Genomic DNA, 16447 nt, shown 5'->3' with positions numbered 1-16447 from the left:
CCCCGCTTTCCCCGCCCCCCCCCCGGGGGGGGCCCCCCCGGGGGGGCGGGGCCCCCCCCCCCCCGGCCCGCCCGGCCCGGCTCGCCGGGGGAAGCCCTCAAGCGGGCCGACGGCGAGGACAAGGCCGATGAGGGGGTCGTGGAGCGGGCGACCGGTGCGGTCGCGGATGAGCCCGACGAGGGAGATGAGGGAGCTGTCGGGCGGGCGACCGGTGAGGTCGAGGGTGGGGCGGAAGAGGAGACCGTCGAGCGGACGGTCCCCGCGACCGGGGAAGGAGCGGGTGGGGAGACCGGTGAGCGGCCCACCGGCGAGGCGGGTGGGGAGACCGGTGAGCGGCCCACCGGCGAGGCGGGTGGGGAGACCGGTGAGCGGCCCACCGGCGAGATGGGTGGGAAGACCGGTGAGCGGCCCAGTGGTGAGTCCGGCGGCGAGGTGGGCGAGGAGACCGGTGAGCGGTCCACCGACGGTGAGACGGACAGGGCGGACGGGGAGACCGACGAGCGGGCGGACGGCGAGGCAGGGCCCTTCGATCCGCGCGCGTTTCTCGTGGACCCGTCACTGCGGGGCCTGGAACGCTCGCCGGTGGCGAGGGCGTTCCTCTCCCTGCCCGAGCGGTGGCAGTTCGTCCTGTGGCACGCCGAGGTCGAGAGGCTCAGGATCGAGGACGTCGGGCTCCTGCTGGGGCTGACCGTGAACGGCGCGGCCGCCCTCGCCCACCGGGCGAAGGAGGGGATGCGCCAGGCGTGCCTGCGCATCCACCTGACCGAGACGTCCGCCCCCGAGTGCCGGCCCGTGCTGACCAGGCTGGGCCCTCACACGCGTGGCGACCTGGACAGGGAACGGAGCAGGGTCATCGAAAGGCACCTGGAGGGCTGCTCCGGCTGCCGCGCGGTGCTCACGGAACTGACCGGCATCGGCCACGGCGTCCGCTCCGTCATCGGCCCGCTCGTCGCCGGTCCCGCGTTCCCCGCCTACCTGACGGCGCTCGCCAGGATGGGCGCCACGGTGGGGGGCGGCGGACTGTCCGGCCGCTGGCGGAGGGCTCCCCGATCCGTACGGCGCGCCGTCGCGGCCGGTGCGATGGCCACCTCGGTCGTGGTGGCCGCGGCCCTCGTGCTGGTGTCGACGGAAGAGCCCGTCCGATGGCCGAGCACGGCCTCCGAGCCGATCGTCGTGGCCCCGGTGCCCGACTCGCCGGACCCGGAGGTGCCGGAGATCTCCGAAGCCCCCGTACCGTCACCGTCGGGTCGGTCGGCGGAATCCGGCCGGGGACCCGAGGAGACCGGAGTGGTGCCCGGATCCGTTGCCGGCGCGCCCCTCGACGGAGAGTCCGTCGAGACGGGCCCCGGGGACAGGGCCGGTGGGTCCGAGGGGGGCGCGCCGGCCGGAGCGGGGCCCGGAGGGGGGCAGGGCGGCCGGACGGGTGCCTGGCTCGCTCCCCGCCTGGTGGCCAGGATCGACGCGCTCGGCGCCCTCGTCAGGTCCGAGGCCGGAATCGTCGTGGTGCGGCTGCGCAACGCCGGCCGGGGGCAGAGCGAGGAGGTCGTCGCCGACGTCGGGCTGCCGCGAGGTGTGACGCTGCCGTCCGGGTCCCGCCGAGGAAACGCCGTCGGTGGCGTCACACCGGTGGGTACGGTCGACGGCTGGTCCTGCCGGGCACGAAACCGGGGTGCCCGGTGCGTCCGCGGCCCACTCCCCGCGGGCCGGGCCACGGCGGTCTTCCTGAGGGTCCTGGTGTCGGATGAGGCGGTCTACGGGACGTCGCCCTCGGTCACGGTCACCACCGCGGGGACGCGGGTGGAGGCGAGGTCACGCAGCAGGGTACGGGCGACGGGGGCTCCGGCCAGGTTCGCCACCGACGGCCGGGTCGCCGTCTCCGCGATCGGCAACACCCTGGTGGGCTGCGCGCCCTCGGAGCCCGCGTGCGAGGCCGCCCGCTCCCGGCGGGGTGGCAGGCGCGACAACAACAACTGGGAGATGCGTCCCATCGATCATGACGGGGATCCGTCGACGAGCAGTTCGAGCGCCGCCCGGCTCGCCCTGCCGGCGGCGAGCAAGGTGGTGTGGGCGGGACTCTACTGGTCGGCGAGCGCGCCACCAGGCGGGCGGATCAAGCTCAAGGTGCCGGGTGAGGAACGGTACCGGCAGGTCAGGGCCACGCAGGTGGTGGAGAGAGAACTGCCCGCGGGGCGCGGTTACCAGGCGTTCGCCGATGTGACGCGTTTGCTGGGCAGGGTTCGCGGGACGTACTGGGTGGCCGACGCCTCGGTGCGGTCAGGTGTGGCGCGTCACGCCGGGTGGAGCCTGGTGGTCATCGTCGCCGACCCGCGCCGGCCGTACAGCCAGGCCGTCGTCGTCGACACCACAGAGGTGCTGGACGGGGAGAATCGCTCGGCGCGGATACCGCTCGAAGGGCTGACGCCCTCCGGCGTGCCCGCGAGGATGTCCCTGGTGACCTGGGAGGGGGACGCGGGCGTCGGGGGCGATCGGGTGAGGCTCGGCGGCCGGACCCTGCGGCCCGCGGGCGGGGAGCGGGACCCGGGCAATCCCTTCGACGGGTCCGCCGCCGGGGCGCGGGGCACCGGTACGACCTTCGGCACGGACGTGGACCGCTTCCGGGCGCCTCTCGGCCGTGACCCGGTGCTGGAGATCAGTACGCGCGAGGACGTTCTGCTGTTCGGCGTGGCGGCGGTGAGCGTGCGGACCGCCCCGTGACGGCCCTCGGTGGCCGGCGACGCGGTGGAAGTGGAAGGTGAGTCGTCGGCGGTGCCGTGAAGGGAGTCGGCGGCGCCGTGAAAGGAGAGGACGGCGCCGTGAAAGGAGGGGGCGGTCGTACACCTGACGAGGCGTATCGCCAACGGAAGAGGAGTCGTATCCCCGGCGGAAGGGCGCACCACGCCTGCGGGTTCGTTGTGCGGTGAGGGGGTGGTGTGAAGGCTGGGGAGGCCGGGGCGCGATGGGGGAGAACCAGAAGTGATAGCACCTCGCCGAACGGGTTCACGAACGGGACAAACTGGTACGGTCTGCGTGAACGATCCAGCGTATGGTCGAGCGCGGGTGGAATCGTCGGGATTCACCCTCGGATGGTCAGCTGCTTGATTACCCTGAGGAAGGGCCGTCTGTCCGGTCTCTGAGGGGTTCTTTCAGGCTTGTCTGAACCGAAGGATCGGGCCACGTAGGAAGGCGGTGTCGTGTGGATCGTTGCGCGCTGTTCGTGGACGCCGGCTACCTGCTGGCCGACGGCGCGATGGCGGTGCACGGTACCCGCCACCGCGAGTCCGTCTCCTGGGACTACCCGGGGCTGCTCCAGCTGCTCAACAAGTTGTCGAGAGAGCGCACCGGACTGCCGTTGTTGCGCTGCTACTGGTACGAGGCGACCGTGGAGGGCCGCCGCACCCCGGAGCACGACACGCTGGCCGAGATCCCCGGCCTCAAGCTCCGCCTGTCGCGCATCCGCCCCGGTCGTCGCGAGGGTGTCGACGCCCAGGTCCACCGCGACCTGATGACGTTGGCCCGCAACGGCGCGGTCTGCGACGCGGTCGTGGTCAGCGGTGACGAGGACCTGGCGCAGGTCATCTGCGACGCCCAGGACCTCGGCATCCGGGTCACCGTGGTGCACATCGGCGCCGACGGCAACTGGGCCGTCTCCCGTACGCTCCGCCAGGAGTGCGACGACCTGATCGAGATCGGCGCCGGTCAGCTGCGCCCCCACGTCAGCCTGCTGAGCGGCGACACACCCGCCCTGGTGGCCAACGGCCACCAGCGCGCCGCCAACGGCCAGCCCGTCTCCGCGCGCGGCACCGGGGGCAGCGGCGGAAACACCGGGAGCATCGGTGTGAACACCGCCCCGGCCACCAGTCCCATCCCCGCGGTCCAGCCGTCCCGCGCGGCTCACGCCCAGCCCGCGCTGCCCTCCGCCTATCAGAGCTACACCCAGGAGTCACCGGTCGTCCCGGCCGCTCCCGTCACACCGCCGTCACCGTCGTCGCCACCGCCGCCCCCGCCCGCCTCCCCACCCTCGCACGCGGCCGTCAGCACCCAGACCGGTCCGCTGCCCGTCGCGCCGCAGTACTCGCTGGGCAACACCGGCGGCATGCCGAGCTATCAGTCCCCGCAGCAGCAGATGGGCGCCTACACCGGTCCCCAACCGGCTCCGGTGCCGACGCAGAGCACCGGAACCGGTGCCGCGACGACCCTCTCCGACGCGGTGCAGGCCGCCCACAAGGAAGGCCACGACTTCGGCGAGTCCGTGGCCAAGGACGCGCCCGCCCTGTGGCTGGAGGCGGTCCTCGCCCGCAAGCCCCGGATGCCCTCCGACCTGGAGGCGCGCCTGCTCCAGGGCTCCTCACTGCCGATCGACTTCCTCCTGCACGACGAGGTCCGTCACGCCCTGCGCCGCGGCTTCTGGGACGCCCTGGAGCGCGCCCGCCGCTGAGAGGCGCACAGGAGACGTACGGTCGGTTCGGAAGGAAACCGCGGTGTGAGAGGATCGCGCCGCGGAGATCCCTCAGGGAGGCGCGGAGACGCTCCTCAAGTGACGCGGAGATCCCTCGGGGAGGCGCGGAGACGTCCCTCAGGTGGGCGCGGAGAGGTCCGCCGGGTGACTGCGGGGCACCCCAGGTGACCTCGAAGACGCCCGGATGACCGCGTGGCGCCCGTCAGGTGACCTCGAAGACGCCCCTCAGGTAAGGGCGTCGAAGCCCGCGCGCAGGTGGTCGAGACGATTGGACAGGTCGGTCAACGGCCCCGCGAGACCGGGGTCGCCGCTTTTACGGGCCAGTTCCACGACCCGGCCGACCTCCTCCTCGACGGCGGCCAGGCGCCTGGACAGCTCGGGCAGCACGGCCGCCTGGTCGGCCGCCTCACCGGGCGGCAACTCCGTGGCGAGGCGTTCGCGAAGCATGGTGGCCTGCTCGGCGAGCCTGCGGTTCATGTTGTAGAGCTCCACGAACACCGCGACCTTGGCCCGGAGCACCCAGGGGTCGAAGGGCTTGGTGAGATAGTCGACGGCGCCCGCCGCGTAGCTGCGGAAGGCGTAGTCGGGCGCGCTGTCGACCACGGTCAGGAAGATGATCGGGATGTTGCGGGTTCGTTCGCGGCGTTTGATGTGGGCCGCCGTCTCGAACCCGTCCATTCCCGGCATCCGGACGTCGAGCAGGATCAGGGCGAACTCCGTGCCGAGCAGCGCCTTCAGCGCCTCCTCCCCGGACTTCGCCCGGACGGGGATCAGATCGAGCGAGCTGAGAATGGCCTCAAGCGCGATGAGGTTCTCCTCCCGGTCGTCCACCAGGAGGATCTTGGCTTTGTCCGGCATCGATCACACGCCTTCGTCGGGGTCGGCGGCCGGCTTGCCCCGGGTGAGCCAGCCGCGCAGCCTTTCCAGCAGGCGGTCGACGTCCACGGGCTTGGGCACGTAGTCGGAGGCGCCGGAGGCGATGCTCTTCTCCCGGTCGCCTCGCATGACCTTAGCGGTCAGCGCGATGATCGGCAGGTCCGCGAACTGGGGCATCCGGCGGATCGCGGAGGTGGTGGCCCAGCCGTCCATCTCCGGCATCATGATGTCCATCAGGACGAGGGCGACGTCCTCGTTGCGTTCGAGCTGCTCGATGCCCTCGCGACCGTTCTCCGCGTAGATCACCGTGGAGCCGTAGCGTTCGAGCACGCTGGTCAGCGCGAACACGTTGCGGATGTCGTCGTCCACGATCAGGATCTTCGCCCCGGTGAGCGGATCGTCGCCCTTCCACGGCTTGCCCTCGCCCTGCGGGAACTGCGGCAGGGGCATGTCGTCGTTGAGCGTCAGCTCCGGCAGGTCGCCGGGCTCCTCGAGCACCCCGATGAGCGTGGTGTTGCGGGGGGAGGAGGGAGTGCTCGCCCCGCCGTCGCGCGAGGACAGCGGGCCGCCGTACGACGGGGGCAGGTAGAGGGTGAAGGTGCTGCCCTCGCCGACCTCGCTGACCACGTGGATCTCGCCGCCGAGCAGGCGGGCGATCTCGCGGCAGATGGACAGGCCGAGACCCGTCCCCCCGTACTTGCGGCTGGTGGTCCCGTCGGCCTGGCGGAACGCCTCGAAGATGACCTCCAGCTTGTCGGAGGCGATCCCGATGCCGGTGTCGACCACCTCGAAGGCGAGGATGCCGTCGGTGCCGCGCAGGGTGTCGTCCACGAAGGCGACGGCGCGCCTGGCGTGGATCACGCGCAGCCGCACCTCTCCCTTGGGGGTGAACTTGATCGCGTTGGAGAGCAGGTTGCGCAGCACCTGCTGGAGGCGTTGCTCGTCGGTGCGGAGCTCCTGCGGGATCGACGGGTCGATCTCGACGGTGAACGACAGGCCCTTGTCCTGGGCGAGCGGCGCGAAGGTGGCCTCGAAGTAGTCGACGAGCTTGGGCAGGGAGATCTGCTGGGGGTGGATGTCCATCCGGCCCGCCTCGACCTTCGACAGGTCGAGGATGTCGTTGATCAGCTGCAGCAGGGCGGAACCGGCGCCGTGGATGGTCCTGGCGAACTCCACCTGCTGTGCGGTGAGGTTGCCGTCGGCGTTCTCGGTGAGCAACTTGGCGAGCACGAGCAGGCTGTTCAGCGGGGTGCGCAGCTCGTGGGACATGTTGGCGAGGAACTCCGACTTGTAGCGGGAGGAGACCGCGAGCTGCTCGGCGCGCTCCTCCAGCGTGCGGCGGGCCTGCTCGATCTGGAAGTTCTGGATCTCGATCGCCCGGTTCTGCTTGGCGAGCAGCGCGGCCTTGTCCTCCAGTTCGGCGTTGGAGCGGCGCAGCTCCTCCTGCTGGCGCTGGAGCTCGTCGGAACGCTCCTGCAGCTCGGTGGTGAGGCGCTGCGACTCGGTCAGCAGGTCCTCGGTCCTGGAGTTGGCGATGATCGTGTTCATCGTGACGCCGATGGTCTCGACGAGCTGGTTCAGGAAGTCGTGGTGGACCTCGCTGAACTCGCTGAACGAGGCGAGCTCCAGGACGCCGAGCACCTGTGTCTCGAACAGGACGGGCAGCACGACGATCTGCGCGGGCGTGGAGGTGCTGAGACCGGTGTCGACGGTGAGGTAGCGGGCGGGCACGTTGCCGAGGATGATCCCCCTGCCCTCCAGCGCGGCCTGGCCCACGATGCCCTCGCCGGTGGCGAACCGCTGCCGGGGTCCGCTGCCGGGGCGGGCGCCGTACCCGGCGATGAGGAGCAGGTCGCGGTCGCCGGTGGGTTCCGCGAGGTAGAAGGCGCCGTAGTGTGCCGACACCAGCGGGGTGAGCTCGCTCATGATGAGCTTGGCGACCTCCATCTGGTCGCTGTGGCCCTGCATGAGGCGGGAGATCCTCGCCAGGTTGGACTTCAGCCAGTCCTGCTCCTGGTTGGCGGTGGTGGTGTCGCGCAGCACCGCCACCATCATGTTGATGTTGTCCTTCAGCTCGCCGATCTCGCCCTCGGCGTCGACGGTGATGGAGCGGGTGAGGTCGCCGGTCGCGACGGCGGTGGTGACCTCGGCGATGGCGCGCACCTGGGTGGTGAGGCGGGCGGCGAGCTCGTTGACGTTCTCGGTGAGGCGCTTCCAGATGCCCTCGGCACCCTCGACGCGGGCCTGGCCGCCCAGCTTGCCCTCCGAGCCGACCTCGCGGGCGACGCGGCTCACCTCGGAGGCGAACGACGACAGCTGGTCGACCATGGTGTTGATCGTGGTCTTCAGCGCGAGGATCTCGCCCTGGGCGTTCACGTCGATCTTGCGGTTCAGGTTGCCCGACGCGACGGCGGTGGTGACCTCGGCGATGTTACGGACCTGGTAGGTCAGGTTGTTCGCCATGGAGTTGACGTTGTCGGTGAGGTCCTTCCAGACGCCGGAGACGCCGCGTACGCGGGCCTGGCCGCCGAGCTGGCCTTCGGTGCCGACCTCGCGGGCGACGCGGGTGACCTCGTCGGCGAACATCGACAGCTGGTCCACCATGGTGTTCAGGGTGTCCTTGAGCTGGAGGATCTCGCCCTGGGCGTCCGCGGTGATCTTCTTGGACAGGTTGCCCTGGGCGACGGCGGTGGACACCGCGGCGATCTGGCGGACCTGGGTGGTGAGGTTGTTCGCCATCACGTTGACGTTGTCGGTGAGGTCCTTCCAGGTGCCGGAGACACCGGGCACCTGCGCCTGACCGCCCAGCTGACCCTCCGAGCCGACCTCGCGGGCGACGCGGCTCACCTCGGAGGCGAACGACGACAGCTGGTCGACCATGGTGTTGATCGTGGTCTTCAGCGCGAGGATCTCGCCCTGGGCGTTCACGTCGATCTTGCGGGTCAGGTCTCCGTTGGCGACCGCGGTGGTGACCTCGGCGATGTTACGGACCTGGTAGGTCAGGTTGTTCGCCATGGAGTTGACGTTGTCGGTGAGGTCCTTCCAGACGCCGGAGACGCCGCGTACGCGGGCCTGGCCGCCGAGCTGGCCTTCGGTGCCGACCTCGCGGGCGACGCGGGTGACCTCGTCGGCGAACATCGACAGCTGGTCCACCATGGTGTTCAGGGTGTCCTTGAGCTGGAGGATCTCGCCCTGGGCGTCCGCGGTGATCTTCTTGGACAGGTCGCCCTGGGCGACGGCGGTGGACACCGCCGCGATGGCGCGGACCTGGGTGGTGAGGTTGCCCGCCATCACGTTGACGTTGTCGGTGAGGTCCTTCCAGACGCCGGAGACGCCGCGCACCTGCGCCTGACCGCCCAGCTGACCCTCGGTGCCGACCTCGCGGGCGACGCGGGTGACCTCCTCGGCGAACGCGAGGAGCTGGTCGACCATGGTGTTGACGGTGTTCTTCAGCTCGAACATCTCGCCGACCGCGTCGACGGTGACCTTGCGGCTCAGGTCGCCCCGGGCGACCCCGGTGGTCACCGCGGCGATGTCGCGGACCTGCGCGGAGACGCGGCTGGACATGGTGTTGACGGCCTCGGTGAGGTCGCGCCAGCTTCCCGACATGCCGCGTACGTTCGCCCGGCCGCCCAGGCGTCCCTCGGTCCCGACCTCCCTCGCCACCCGCGTCACCTCGGAGGTGAACAGCGACAGCTGGTCGACCATGCCGTTGATCGCCTTGCCGAGGCGGCGCACCTCGCCCCGGGCACCGCGGTCGAGATCGATCCGGCGGGAGAGGTCGCCCTTCGCCACCGCGTCGATCACGTCGGCGGCCCCGCTGACCGGGCCCACGAGCGCGTCGATCAGCGTGTTGACCGAGTCGACGCTCTCGGCCCACGAGCCCACGCCGGGGCCGGGGGTGAGGCGCTCGCCGAAGCGGCCCTCCTTGACCACCTCGCGGCGGACCCGGTGCAGCTCGTTCGCGAGGTGCTCGCGGCGGTCGGCGACCTCGTTGAGCAGCAGGCGGATCTCGCTGAGGATCCCGGGAGGTGCGTGTGGCACCCGGCGGCGGAAGTCACCGTCGCGCCAGGTGATGAGCGTCTGAAGGATCGGTCGTAGATCCGATTCGCTGTAACGTCGCTCCTCGACGTCGGACACGGTATTGACCGTGGTCATATGACCTCCCTGACTCCCGGGGGCGCGGCCGTGAGTCACCCCAGTCTGTCACGGTGCGCAATGTGTAGTCCCACCTTCGATTCACCCCATGTCAGCGGGAAGTGTGGTAGTCACGGAACAGTGACCAGTGCTCCCCGCGCCGTTCTGGCGGCGACCTTCGCCCCAGGAGACACGGCCGTCCCTGCCGCCAGGCGGTTCACCATCGAGGTGATGACCGCCTGGGCCGCCGCGTCCGTTCTGGCGGTCGCCGAACGGCTGGCCGCCGACCTGTCGTCGCAGGTCACGGACGTTCCCTTCGAGATCGTCTGGAGCCATCTGGGTGATGGCCTGCGGATCGAGGTGCGCCAGAGGCAGGCTCCCGACGAGAGCCCCGGCGCACCGTCCGTACCGGTGGAGGAATGGGGTGTCACCTTCGCCGGCCAGCAACGCACGCACTGGGCCAAGATCCGCCTGGCCGGCTCCTCCGGCCGTCCGTCCTCGGAGTGGGCCACCGAAGAGCCCAGTCGTGGGCCGATATGGATGGGTTTTCTCGCCGATGCGAGCGACCTGCTGGCAGGCACTCTCGACCCTGACATGGTGCCCGCGATCATCTCGCAGATCGTGGTGCCGCGGCTCGCCACCTGGTGTGCCGTCTATACGTGGAGCAACGGCGGCGGTCCGCAGCGTCCAGCCTACCTCTGGCACACCGACGAGCGGCGCATCGACGAGCTCAGGGAGGAGCTCGCCGACGCCCAGATCCCGCAGGGCGGCGGGTCCATGCAGCTCGCCGACTCGCAGGTGCTGGTCATCCCCCTCCTGGCGCGCGGGCGCACGCTGGGCGCGATGTGCCTGGGGCGGCCCGACCGGTTCGCCGAGGACGTGTTCCAGTACGCCGAGGACATCGGCCGCCGCGCCGCGCTCGCCCTCGACAACGCCCTGCTGTACGCCACCCAGGCGGCGGCGAACCGGGCACTGCAGCGCAGCCTGCTCCCTCCGGACGAGCCGGGCGAGATCCCCGGTCTCGACCCCGCCGTGGTCTACGAGCCCGCAGGGGAGACCAACGAGGTCGGCGGCGACTTCTACGATCTTTTCGCGGCCGGTGACAGCGCCTGGCGGTTCGCGGTGGGCGACGTCTGCGGGACCGGCCCCGAGGCCGCCGCGGTGACCGGTCTGGCCCGCCACACCCTGCGCCTGCTCGCGCGGGAGGGGTACGGGGTGGCGGCCGTTCTCGAACGCCTCAACCAGGCGATCCTGGACGAGGGGGATCGTGCCCGCTTCCTGACGCTGCTGCACGGGGAGATCACGCCCGTGCCGAGCGGACTGGACGTGGCGATGGTCTCCGCGGGGCACCCGGAGGCGCTGCGGCTGCGGCCCAACGGTGACGTGGAGGCCGTGGTGACCTCCCAGTCGCTGCTCGGGGTCTTCCCCGAGGCGACCTTCAAGGCGGAACTCGTCCACCTCGACCCCGGTGACGTGCTTCTCGCGGTGACCGACGGGGTGACCGAGCGCCGCAGGGACGGGCGACTGCTCGACGACGACGCGGGGCTCGCCAAGCTGCTGGCCGAGTGCGTGGGGCTGTCGGCACGGGCGGTCGCCGAGCGGATCCGCCGCGCGGTCCAGGACTTCGCCCCCGAACCGAGCGCCGACGACATGGCGATCGTGGTCCTGCGGGCCCGCTGACGGGGACCGCCGACCGGTCGGAGCCCGTCCATCGGCCCGCTCACCGGCCAGGCAGGGCCGTCGTCACCTCACGGGAGACCGTCACCCCACCTCGGGGGGAAGGGCGTCACCTTTTCACGGGGAGACCGTCGTCACCTCACGGGAGACCGTCACCCCTTTGACGGAGGGCCGTCACCCCTTCATGAGGTGAAACCGTCGCCCTCCGACAGCGGAGTGTGCGCTAAATATTGGTCTTCACGTGTTTTCTGGCGAACTCCAGCTGTGCCGACATCTGCGCGATGCGCTCGGAGACGACCAGGGAGCCGTGGCCCGCGTCGTAGCGGTACACCCTGTGCTCGTGGTCGCGCTCGGCGAGCCGGGCCACGTACGCCTCGATCTGCCTGATCGGGCAGCGCGGGTCGTTCTCCCCGGCGAGGATGAGGAGCGGCGCCTCGACCTGGTCGACGTAGGTGATCGGTGAGCTGTGCACGTACCGCTCGCGCTGTTCCTCGGGTGAGCCGCCGATCAGCGCGCGGTGGTAGGAGCGCAGCGCCTCCGTCTCCTCCTCGTAGGCGGCGATGTGGTCGGCGATCGGCACCGTGGCGATGCCCGCCGCCCACATCTTGGGCTGGGTGCCCAGGCCGAGCAGCGTGAGGTAGCCGCCCCAGGAGGCGCCGGACAGCACCAGCCGGTCGGGATCGCAGACGCCGCGGTCGACCAGGGCGTCCCTGACGGCGGCCACGTCGGCCAGCTCGATGTGCCCGACGTCGCCGTGGAGGGCGTTGCGCCAGGCGGAACCGTAGCCGGTGGACCCCCGGTAGTTGACCCGCACGACCGCGAAGCCGTGATCCACCCAGGCGGCCACCTGGGGCACGAAGGAGTCGTCGTCCTGCGCGGTGGGCCCGCCGTGCAGCATGAAGACCGTGGGGAAGGGGCCGGAGCCGCGCTCGGGACGCGAGACCAGGGAGTGGATGCGGCCGCCGGGTCCTTCCACGTCCACGTCCTCGACCGGGACCGACGGGGGTGAGGTGGGGCCGCCGTGGTTCATGACCACGTGGCCGCTGGTCGATCGGATCAACGGCGGGTGGGCGCCGCTGGACCAGGAGTACTCGACGGAGCCGTCGGGGCGGGGCGCGGCGGCGTCGATCACGCCGTGCTGGGTCTCGATCGGGAAGAAACCGCCGCCGGGAAGGTCGTAGCGGGTCAGGTAGGTGCGGCCCCGGTTGCCTCGCACGACGAGCAGCGAGCGGCCGTCGTCGTACCAGTCGGCGGTGATCTCGCCCGGGTCGCGCAGCCAGATCTCCCGCTGCTCGCCGGTCTGCGGGTCCCAGACGAGGGGCTCGCGGCGGCCCCTGCGCTCGTGCAGGATGAGCAGGCGGCGGTCTCCGGACACCGGGGCGAAGCGCAGGCCGATGAGTCCCTTGCCGGGGCCGTCGTACAGGTCGCCGACGAGCGCGCCGTTGCGCCGGAGCACGCGCAATCCGGGGTGCCGGGCGTCGCCGCGCTCGCTGTGGCTGATCGCGATCAGCGAGCCGTCCGGGGAGACCGCGGCGACGGCGGCCGCCTCGGTGTGCTCGTAGATCGTCCGTGCGGGCTCGCCCGGCTGGACGAGATGGATGGTGAAGCCCTGTCCGGGCCTGGCCATGCCGATGACCGCCTCGCCCGTCGCGGAGAGCCCGAGCCCGGCGGGGAAGCCGGGGTCGAGGTCGATCGGCTGGTCAGGGCCGCCGTAGAAGGGCTGGCGCATCCACCGGCCCCACTCGTCGCCGTCGGTGTCGTCGAACCACCAGATCCACTGCCCGGTGGGATCGATCGCGCCGTACGAGGTGCCCTTGGGCCGGGAGGTCGCCTGGCGGGTGGAGCCGCCCGCGCGGTCCCAGGCGTAGACCTCCCACGCCCCCGAGGCGTTGCTGCGGTAGACGGACCGGCTGGGAGCCTGGCCGGCCCACACGGGCAACGTCGCGCGCGGCGCGCGGAACCTGGCCTGCCAGCGCTCCTCCGCCTTCATGTGGCGCTTCCCTCCGTCAAGGCGTCAGCTTCTCGCGCCCGGGCGCGGGCTCGCTGAATTGCGGTCCAGTATGTCGTCTTCACCGGCTAATTTCTTGGGGAATGTCTGGGAATTTCGGACTAAAAGTCACATCAGTAACAGGTGTCTCGAAGGTGACTGTCAAGCACACGGCTTGCTCACCGGCGACGCTTAAAGGTAGACATACGAAAAGAAGCCTCCACGGGGCTCATTTCCGGAAGCCCTCCGATCCTGCCTCGCATAACTTCCGTATCCGTATGCCAGGCGCTGGGTCCCATTCCCACGACCGCCTCGACCGCGTCGTGCCCCAGGCGCATCTCGAACGCGAGAAGGCTTCGATCCGTCTCGACGAAGTGCTCGTTCAGGCTTTCCGTCACCCGCCGCTCCTTCGAATCGTCCACCGAAAGGAGCCCCAGCCGCTCCACCAGTGGCGCGAGGTGCCGCGGGGTAGGCGTGACCACTACGAGCTCACCGTCCCCCTTGAGCACTCGTGCGAACTCTGCCCCATTTCTAGGGGCAAACACATTGAGAAGCACATCTATCGTGCCATCTCGCAACGGCAGTGGCCGCCACACATCGGCCACCACCGCCCCCACCCGGGCATGTGCCCGCGCCGCCCGCCTGATCGCGTGCTTGGAGACGTCCAGTGCCACCCCCGCGGCCCCGGGCAGTCCGTCGAGCGCCCGCGCGAGATAGTGACCCGTCCCGGCCCCGGCGTCCGCCACCACCTTCGCGCCGGTACGGCAGGCGCCGGCCACCGCCTCCGCCAGCGGGGCGTAGTGCCCGGCGCCGAGGAACGCGTCCCTGGCCGCCACCATGGCCGCGCTGTCGGCCGTTCCCGGCACCCGCGACCCGGTCAGCAGGCTGACGTATCCCTGCCTGGCCACGTCGAAGCCGTGCCCCAGGGCGCACCTCAGGACCCGCTCTTCGAGCTCCAGGGAACCGCGGCAGACCGGGCAGGCGAGGTGTTCGACGACATCGTCCAGCATCTCCCCATCATCTCGCGCCCCGCCGAGGGGGAATTGTCATGGTGAGCGGGAGGTCGCACCGGCTCAGGTGGTCTGCTGGATCTGCTGGAGAAAGGCGGCGTTGGACGGGGTCTCGCTGAGCCTGTCGGTGAGAAGCTCCAGCGCCTGCTGCCTCTCCAGGCCGCCCAGCGTGCGGCGCAGCCGCCAGGTGAGCCGCCGCTCCCGGGGGTCGAGGAGGATCTCCTCGCGACGGGTGCCCGAGGCGTCGAGGTCGACGGCGGGATAGAGACGCTTGTCGGCGAGGGCGCGGCTGAGGCGCAGTTCCATGTTGCCGGTGCCCTTGAACTCCTCGAAGAGGCTGTCGTCCATCCGTGAGCCGGTCTCGACCAGCGCGGTCGCGAGGATGGTGAGCGAACCGCCGTCGCGCAGGTTGCGTGCGGCGCCGAAGAAGCGGCGAGGGGGGAGCAGGGCCGTGGCGTCGATGCCTCCGGCGAGGGTGCGCCCGCCGCCCGGGGCGAGGTTGTTGTACGCGCGGGCGAGCCGGGTGAGGGAGTCGAGGAGGAGGACGACGTCGTGCCCGTCCTCCGCGAGGCGCTTGGCGCGCTCGACGGCGAGTTCGGCGACGGCGGTGTGGTCGCGGTCGGGACGGTCGAACGTGGACGCGGCGACCTCGCCCTGGATGGACTCGCGCATCTCGGTGACCTCCTCGGGGCGTTCGCCGACGAGCACGACGATGAGGTGGCAGTCCGGGTGGTTGGCGGTGATCGCGGCGGCCAGGTCCCGCAGGACCATCGTCTTGCCCGCCTTGGGCGGGGCGACGATCAGCCCTCGCTGGCCCTTGCCGACCGGGGCGAACAGGTCGACGACCCTGCCGGTCAGCGATCCGGTCTCCAGGCGGAGCCGGTCACGCGGGTGGATCGGGGTCATGTCCGCGAAGTCGGGCCTGTGCCGCCGGGCGGCGGCGCCGTTCACGCTCTCCACCCCCTCCAGCCTCTCGTACGGGGCACGTGCGGTGGCCACGACGTGGTCGCCGGGGCGCAGGCCGTACTCGGAGATCTGGGAGGGGGGAACGCGGACGTCGTGCGGTGACGGCAGGTAGCCGCGGGTCCGGATGTGCCCGGTACGGTCGCGGATGTCGAGCAGGCCGGTCACGGTCTCGACGGGAGCGTCGCGCCCGGGGGACCGGCCGCCCGCGGTCGTGCCGTTTCCGCGGGGGGTTTTCCCCGCGCCGCCCGCACGGGGACGCGGGACCTTCCTGGTGGTGATCTTCTCGACGCGGGGTTCTTTGAAGACGGGTTCCGTGGTCATGAGTGACCTTTCACGGGAGATACGGGAGATGCATGAGACGGGGACCGCACGCCTGAGACAGGGGCGGTGAGAGAAAAGCGAGAAACGGGGGCGGATCATCGCACGCGGCCTAGCCAGCGGTGCGTCACGCCCGGTATCACGGTAGCACCGTTGCCTCATCCCGAACAGGAGAGCGGATGCTACATCGGTCTATAACGGTCGCCGGGGTCGAGGTGTTCCCGCTGTGTGACGCGGTGGGGGCGATGGGCGAGTCGATCCGGCGCCCGATGGCGCAGATGTTCCCCGGCGGCTGTCACGGCGGGTCGGACGAGTGGATCCTGCACTTCCACTGCTATCTGCTGCGCGACGCGGCGGGCCGTACGGTGCTGGTCGACACCGGCATCGGCCCCCGTGACTCGCTCGCGGCGGGCTGGGCGCCGGTGCCGGGCTCCCTGGGCGCGGAGCTGGCCCGGGTGGGGACGGCTTCCGAGGAGGTGGACGCCGTGGTCATCACGCACCTGCACAGCGACCACGCGAGCGGCGCGGTGGTCGCGGGGGCGCCGGTCTTCGCCAACGCCCGGCACCTTCTGCAGCGCGCCGAGATCGACGCGGCGGGCGAGGAGGTCCTCGACCGCGTCGTGCGGCCGCTGGGCGATCGGGTACAGGCGGTGGTCGGCGGGGCGGAGGTGCTGCCCGGCATCCGGGTGCTGCTCACGCCGGGGCACACCCCGGGCCACCAGGTCGTCCAGGTCGGCGATCTGGTGCTGACCGGCGACGTGGTGCTGCATCCGGTGCAACTGGAGGACCCGCGAGTGCCCTACCTCTACGACGCCGATCCCGAGCTCGCCACCCTCACGCGGGTGGAGCTGCTCGACAAGGTCAGGGCGGCGGGCGGGATGATCGGCACCGCCCACTTCGCCGAGCCCTTCACCAGGATCGCCTGAACCCAGCCCTTCCCCGGCCCTTCGGAAGGTCGGTCCGCACCGGAGGCGCCGGGGGAGGACGAGCACGAGAGGAGCGATCTTCGCCGTACCCGGC

At 71.1% G+C, this 16447-nt stretch carries 9 protein-coding genes; 4 read left to right on the top strand and 5 right to left on the bottom strand.

Features of this window, described 5'->3' with window-relative positions; genetic code table 11:
- The first annotated feature begins 138 nt into the window (after window positions 1–138).
- Both ACFY3V_RS07455 and ACFY3V_RS07450 read left to right on the top strand, forming a co-directional pair.
- Window positions 139–2715 carry a zf-HC2 domain-containing protein gene (locus tag ACFY3V_RS07455; RefSeq protein ID WP_389770927.1) on the top strand — a complete coding sequence of 859 codons (2577 nt, stop codon included), beginning with the start codon at window positions 139–141 and terminating at the stop codon, window positions 2713–2715.
- Window positions 2716–3193: 478 nt separating this feature from the next.
- On the top strand, window positions 3194–4435 hold the full coding sequence (locus ACFY3V_RS07450) for an NYN domain-containing protein (RefSeq protein WP_389770924.1): 1242 nt from the start codon (window positions 3194–3196) through the stop codon (window positions 4433–4435).
- Window positions 4436–4681: 246 nt separating this feature from the next.
- Here the strand turns inward: ACFY3V_RS07450 and ACFY3V_RS07445 are convergent, their stop codons facing one another.
- Together ACFY3V_RS07445 and ACFY3V_RS07440 are read right to left on the bottom strand one after the other, a co-directional pair.
- Window positions 4682–5314, bottom strand: a complete 633-nt coding sequence (locus ACFY3V_RS07445) for a response regulator (protein ID WP_362903829.1) — start codon at window positions 5312–5314, stop codon at window positions 4682–4684.
- Between the two features lie 3 nt (window positions 5315–5317).
- Complete coding sequence (locus ACFY3V_RS07440; RefSeq protein ID WP_350942435.1) at window positions 5318–9490, bottom strand: HAMP domain-containing protein; 4173 nt, start codon at window positions 9488–9490, stop codon at window positions 5318–5320.
- A 120-nt stretch (window positions 9491–9610) separates the two neighbouring features.
- On the opposite strand from ACFY3V_RS07440, the gene ACFY3V_RS07435 reads away from it, so the two are divergent.
- Window positions 9611–11149 (top strand): PP2C family protein-serine/threonine phosphatase, encoded by a 1539-nt coding sequence (locus ACFY3V_RS07435; protein ID WP_362903827.1) that lies wholly within the window; start codon window positions 9611–9613, stop codon window positions 11147–11149.
- Window positions 11150–11369: 220 nt separating this feature from the next.
- Here ACFY3V_RS07435 and ACFY3V_RS07430 read toward each other — a convergent pair whose 3' ends face one another.
- The 3 genes from ACFY3V_RS07430 to rho form a co-directional block, all read right to left on the bottom strand.
- Window positions 11370–13136 carry a prolyl oligopeptidase family serine peptidase gene (locus ACFY3V_RS07430; protein WP_362903825.1) on the bottom strand — a complete coding sequence of 589 codons (1767 nt, stop codon included), beginning with the start codon at window positions 13134–13136 and terminating at the stop codon, window positions 11370–11372.
- A 176-nt stretch (window positions 13137–13312) separates the two neighbouring features.
- Window positions 13313–14143: a putative RNA methyltransferase gene (locus ACFY3V_RS07425; protein ID WP_362903823.1), complete on the bottom strand. Its 831-nt coding sequence runs from the start codon at window positions 14141–14143 to the stop codon at window positions 13313–13315.
- Between the two features lie 63 nt (window positions 14144–14206).
- Window positions 14207–15430 carry a transcription termination factor Rho gene (rho, locus tag ACFY3V_RS07420; protein WP_362903821.1) on the bottom strand — a complete coding sequence of 408 codons (1224 nt, stop codon included), beginning with the start codon at window positions 15428–15430 and terminating at the stop codon, window positions 14207–14209.
- A 176-nt stretch (window positions 15431–15606) separates the two neighbouring features.
- Here rho and ACFY3V_RS07415 point away from each other — a divergent pair, with 176 nt between their 5' ends.
- Entirely contained in the window at window positions 15607–16353 is a 747-nt protein-coding gene (locus tag ACFY3V_RS07415; protein WP_389770916.1) for an MBL fold metallo-hydrolase, read from the top strand.
- The last annotated feature ends 94 nt before the right edge of the window (window positions 16354–16447 follow it).

Source organism: Streptosporangium sp. NPDC000095 (genome assembly GCF_042899335.1).
Classification (GTDB): Bacteria; Actinomycetota; Actinomycetes; order Streptosporangiales; family Streptosporangiaceae; genus Streptosporangium.
The sequence above is the reverse complement of the archived record's forward strand: the minus strand, read 5'-3'. Positions and strand labels throughout refer to the sequence as shown.